At 63.3% G+C, this 4,249-nt stretch carries 4 protein-coding genes and 1 pseudogene; 1 reads left to right on the top strand and 4 read right to left on the bottom strand.

Features of this window, described 5'->3' with window-relative positions; genetic code table 11:
* The 3 genes and pseudogenes from Q0693_RS04050 to Q0693_RS04040 form a co-directional block, all read right to left on the bottom strand.
* A pseudogene (locus Q0693_RS04050) lies at positions 1-231 on the bottom strand (ABC transporter substrate-binding protein); the annotation flags it as partial.
* A gap of 53 nt (positions 232-284) precedes the next feature.
* Positions 285-1,478: a carbohydrate ABC transporter permease gene (locus Q0693_RS04045; RefSeq protein ID WP_298629410.1), complete on the bottom strand. Its 1,194-nt coding sequence runs from the start codon at positions 1,476-1,478 to the stop codon at positions 285-287.
* Positions 1,468-2,661, bottom strand: a complete 1,194-nt coding sequence (locus Q0693_RS04040) for a sugar ABC transporter permease (protein WP_298629408.1) — start codon at positions 2,659-2,661, stop codon at positions 1,468-1,470. The genes Q0693_RS04045 and Q0693_RS04040 overlap by 11 nt, the downstream gene beginning before the upstream one ends.
* Before the next feature lie 38 nt (positions 2,662-2,699).
* On the opposite strand from Q0693_RS04040, the gene tsaB reads away from it, so the two are divergent.
* Positions 2,700-3,239, top strand: coding sequence for a tRNA (adenosine(37)-N6)-threonylcarbamoyltransferase complex dimerization subunit type 1 TsaB (gene tsaB, locus Q0693_RS04035; protein ID WP_298629406.1), 540 nt, complete (start codon positions 2,700-2,702; stop codon positions 3,237-3,239).
* Positions 3,240-3,244: 5 nt separating this feature from the next.
* Here the strand turns inward: tsaB and Q0693_RS04030 are convergent.
* A partial coding sequence (locus tag Q0693_RS04030; protein WP_298629404.1) for a hypothetical protein occupies positions 3,245-4,249 on the bottom strand: 1,005 nt, incomplete at its 5' end.

The following is a 4,249-nucleotide window of genomic DNA, read 5'->3' as shown; positions in this document are numbered from 1 at the left end:
GTCCCGGTACCCCCCTTGGGGCACGGGGCGCACGCACCGGCCCTGCTGGGTCCTGTTGAACTCCACCACCAGGTTCTCCAAGGCGGCCTTGGGGGCTCCGCCGGTGAAGCCATGCCACAGCTCCGCCACCACCTTGGCCTTAGCGCACTGTTCCTTGATAACCTCCTCGGGCTTGGCCTGCTGGGCTAGGGCAACACCCAAAACCGCCATTAACAAGAGGGCTCTTCGCATACGCAAACCTCCAAGGAAGAGTATATGCCCTCCTTGGTCAAGCCTCGGTCAGGCTACTTAAGGCCCGACCGGGCGATACCCTGGATGAACTGGCGCTGGGCGAAGAAGTACCCCAGGATCACGGGTAGGATCACCAAGGTGCTGGCCGCCATCAAGGCCCCGTAGTCCGACCCGGCCTCGGAAACAAAGGCCTGCAGGCCCAGCTGCACCGTGCGCATCTCCGGGCTTTGGGTGACGATGAGAGGCCAAAGGAGGGCGTTGTAGGCCCCCAGGAAGGTGAAGATGCCGTAGGACACCAGTCCCGGAAGGCTCAAGGGCAGGGCGATGCGGAAGAGTTGGGTCAAGTAGCCCGCTCCATCTATACGGGCGGCATCAAACAGGTCCTGGGGCAAGGAAAGGTAAAACTGCCGGAGGAGAAAGATGCCAAACACCGAGGCCAGCCAGGGCACGATGAGGGCGTAGTAGGTGTCCAACCAGCCCAGCCTGGCCAAAAGCACGTAGTTGGGAATGAGGAGCACCTCCCCCGGCACCATCATGGTGGCCAGAATGAGAACAAACACCGCATCTTTGCCCGGGAAAGGGATCCGGGCCAAGGCAAAGGCCGCTAGGGCCGCCAGGAAGAGCCCTACGGCCACCTGGGTGAGGGCGGTGAAGAAGCTATTGAAGAAATACCGGCCCCACGGAGCCGCATACCAGGCCTCGAGGTAGTTGTGGAAAAGGTAGCCCAAGGCCCCAGGCACCGCATTCACCCACTCCAGCCGCCAGTCCTCCCCCTGGGAGCGGAGGGCATCGGGAGGGAGGGGAGGGTTCAGGGGTGCCTCTTTGGGCCAAAGGACCACCAGGGGCAAAAAGCGAAAGGCCTCCCCTGTGGTGTTGGTGAGCCGCACCCGCCAGGCCCCCTCCCGATAGACCACCTCCACCCGGGTACCCTCCGCCCGGGGGTCAAAGAAGGCCCCAGGGGTGCGGGGTATGAAGGCCTTGGGCGGCCGCCCCTTTTCTCCCGGGAAAACCAGTTCCACACTTCGGCCAGGCGCCAGCCCTCCCCAAAGCGGGCTATCCCCGAGCCTAGCCGCCTTAAGCCAGTTTCCCGGCTTCATGCGCTCGGGAACCCAGATGGGCTTGGCCTGCAAGGCTTCCTGCGGGCTTTTTAGGCTGGTGGCCAGCATCCAGTAGAAGGGAAAGGCCATGATCAGCCCTCCCCCCAGGAGGACCAGGTGCACCAACAGGGAGGTGGGTTTAAATCTCATAGTTCACCCGCCTTTCCAAAATCCGCCTCTGGATCAAGGTGAGCCCCAGGATCAGAAGGAAGGTCACCATGGCGATGGCGCTGGCGTAGGAGAAGTCCGAGTCGCGGAAACCTTTGTTGTAGAGGTAAAAGGCCAAGGTCAAGGTATCCTGCAACACCCCACCCGTGGGCGTGAGCACATAGACCTGGGTGAAAACCTGAAAGGCCCCGATGAGCCCCAGGGTAAAGAGAAAAAAGGTGGTGGGGGAAAGAAGCGGCCAGGTGATGAGCCAATGCTTCTGCCAGAAGCTCGCCCCATCCAGCTCCGCCGCCTCGTAGTACTCCTTGGGGATGGCCTGGAGCCCAGCCAAAAGGATCACCACCTGGTAGCCCAGAAAGTGCCAGACGCTCATGACCATGATGGCCACAAAGGCCAGGCTGGGTCCCGCCCAAAACCCCTGGACCTGGATCCCAAGGGGCTCGAGGAGAAGGGCGAAAACCCCCTTCGGGGTGTTCAACCAGTCCAGGCCGGGGGTACGGAGAAGCCAGTTGAGAAAACCAAACTCCGGGTGGTAGATCCAACGCCACACCGCCGCCGCCGCCGTGAGGGCGGTGATGTAGGGAAGGAAGTACAGGGTGCGATACAGGCCCAAAAAGGCCACCTGGGTATTCAGGAGAATGGCCACCACGGTGGCCAGGAGAAGACCCACCGGCACGGTAAACGCCACGTACCAGAAGGTGTTTCCCAAAGCCCTCCAGAAAAGCGGGTCCTGGAGAAGGATACGGTAGTTTTCCAGCCCGGAAAAGGCAGCGGGGCGCAGGAAGTTGACCCGCTCAAAAAGGCTTAGGTAGAAGGCGTAAAAGGTGGGAAAGACTTGCCAGATGAGAAGAAGGGCTAAGGCGGGCCACACCAAGGCCCAGCCATACACGGCGCCCTGCTCCTTCTCGCTCAAACCCCGGCCAAAGATAAGGGCGAAGAGCAAGGGCACCAAGAAGGCCGCCGGTGGGAACCAGTAGGCCATCAGGCCAAGGGCTAAGAGGGCGTGGCGCCAGCCAAAACGAACCCCCCAAAGGACCAAAAGGGCATACACTCCAAGCCCTACCCCCACCCAAGCCTGGGGGAGAAACCCCAACCGGGCAGCATAGACCCCTAGACCCAAAAGCGCTCCCCAGGACAAGACCGCATGGAGGGGAAAGGTCCGCATCCCGTGCCGGAGTATACCAACCCCTCTAGGATAGGGGCATGTGGACCTTGACCCTGGACACCGCCACCCCTTACCTCTCCCTAGGCCTTTTCCGGGGCGACGAGGGCATTGGCCGGATCGTGCGCCTAGGCAGGAGGCATGAGGAAGCGCTTTTTCCCATCTTGGACGGGCTTCTCGGCGAGGTGGGGGCGAGGAAGGAGGAGATAGGCACCGTGGTCCTGGGAGAGGGTCCCGGGTCGTACACAGGCCTGCGCATCGCCTTAGCCGCGGGCTTAGGCATCGCCATGGCCCACGGGGCCCAGGTGTACGGGGTGAGTTCCCTCCTCGCCGCCTGCTGGCCCTTCTTGGAGGAAGGCGGTCCTCCCCTCACCGCCCTTTTCACCGCCAGAAATGGGCTCTACTACGGGGCCACCTACGCCAGGCGCGAGGGAAGGCCCCTTGTGGTCCAACCTCCCCGGAAGCTGAAACACTCGGAACTGCCCCAAGAAGGCCTCCTCTTGGACGCCCCTCCCGACCCCCGGGCCCTTTACGAGCTCCTCCCCTTCGCCCAAAAAGGGGTGGAGCCGGCATACCTGTAAGGGGCTCAGCGCAAGAGAAGCCTTAGCCCCTTCCTGACCTCCCGGTCTCCCTGCCTTGCCACCACCTCGAGCCTCAGCCCCTTCGCCAAAGGGGGGCCTAAGGGCTCCGCGAGGCGGACCAGGGCATCGTCTAGGACCAACTCCCTTCCATACACCCTATCCCCTATGGGGGCTAGGGCCAAGGCCTCACCCGTGGGCAGGAGGAGGAAGACCCCCTCTGCGGGAAAGCGAACCCTCGCCGTAACCCTCACCACCTCTTTGGGGGAAGCCCTGGGAGGGGTGAGGCTTACCTCCAAAAGCTCCCTTCCCTCGTCCAAAGGGAGGAGGAGATCCCGGGAAAAACCCAGCTCCCCCCTTAACCTTAAGGCTAGGGTCCCTTGGGCCTCCCAAGGAACCTGGAAGGTGAAGGTATGGGCCCCTTCCCGGACCACCCCCTCCTCCACCACCCCTCCCTCCCCCAGGGAGAGCCAAAGCTTCCCCTTAACGCCCTGGACCTCCAGGCGGACCTCTTCCCCTGGAGCAGGCCTTGGGGGAAAGAAGCGCACCCCTATGGGAGTGGCCTCATCCACCGCCTCCTTGGGCTTGTGGCGAAAGGAGAGGGTCACAGGGGTTTCCTCTAAGGGGTGCAGGGGCACCTCCAGGGCCCCTTCCGCCTCCCCCTCTGGGAGGGCGTCAGGCAGAAGCCTATAGACCCCTGGGGGGACCACCGCCTGCCCCCCGCAGGCCACGTAGGCGGTAACCCCTCCCCATAGATAGGCCCCCTTCCCCCCTTGCCCCATGCAGATCAGGCGGATGCGAGAAGCGGGCGGGAGTTCCACGGAAAGGGGGGACTCCCAAGGACCAGGACCCACCTCCACCTGGGAGGGGAAGGCCAGGGTATTGGGGGGAGGAAGGACCTCCACCTTACCCCCCTGCCGGGGGAGGAAGATGCGGAAGCGTCCCTCAGCGTCCGACATGGCCAAGGTCCCTTCCACCCCCCGGGCCACCACCCGACTGGAGGCCAAAGGCCT

It is taken from the genome of uncultured Thermus sp. (assembly GCF_938010445.1).
Lineage (GTDB): Bacteria > Deinococcota > Deinococci > Deinococcales > Thermaceae > Thermus > Thermus altitudinis.
This window is presented reverse-complemented; position numbering and strand designations above follow the sequence as displayed.

What these genes read in the sequence shown, in the direction of transcription:
- Q0693_RS04045 (WP_298629410.1), bottom strand. Translation starts at nt 1,478, where the DNA reads ATGAGATTTAAACCCACCTCCCTGTTGGTGCACCTGGTCCTCCTGGGG.
- Q0693_RS04040 (WP_298629408.1), bottom strand. Translation starts at nt 2,661, where the DNA reads ATGCGGACCTTTCCCCTCCATGCGGTCTTGTCCTGGGGAGCGCTTTTG.
- tsaB (WP_298629406.1), top strand. Translation starts at nt 2,700, where the DNA reads ATGTGGACCTTGACCCTGGACACCGCCACCCCTTACCTCTCCCTAGGC.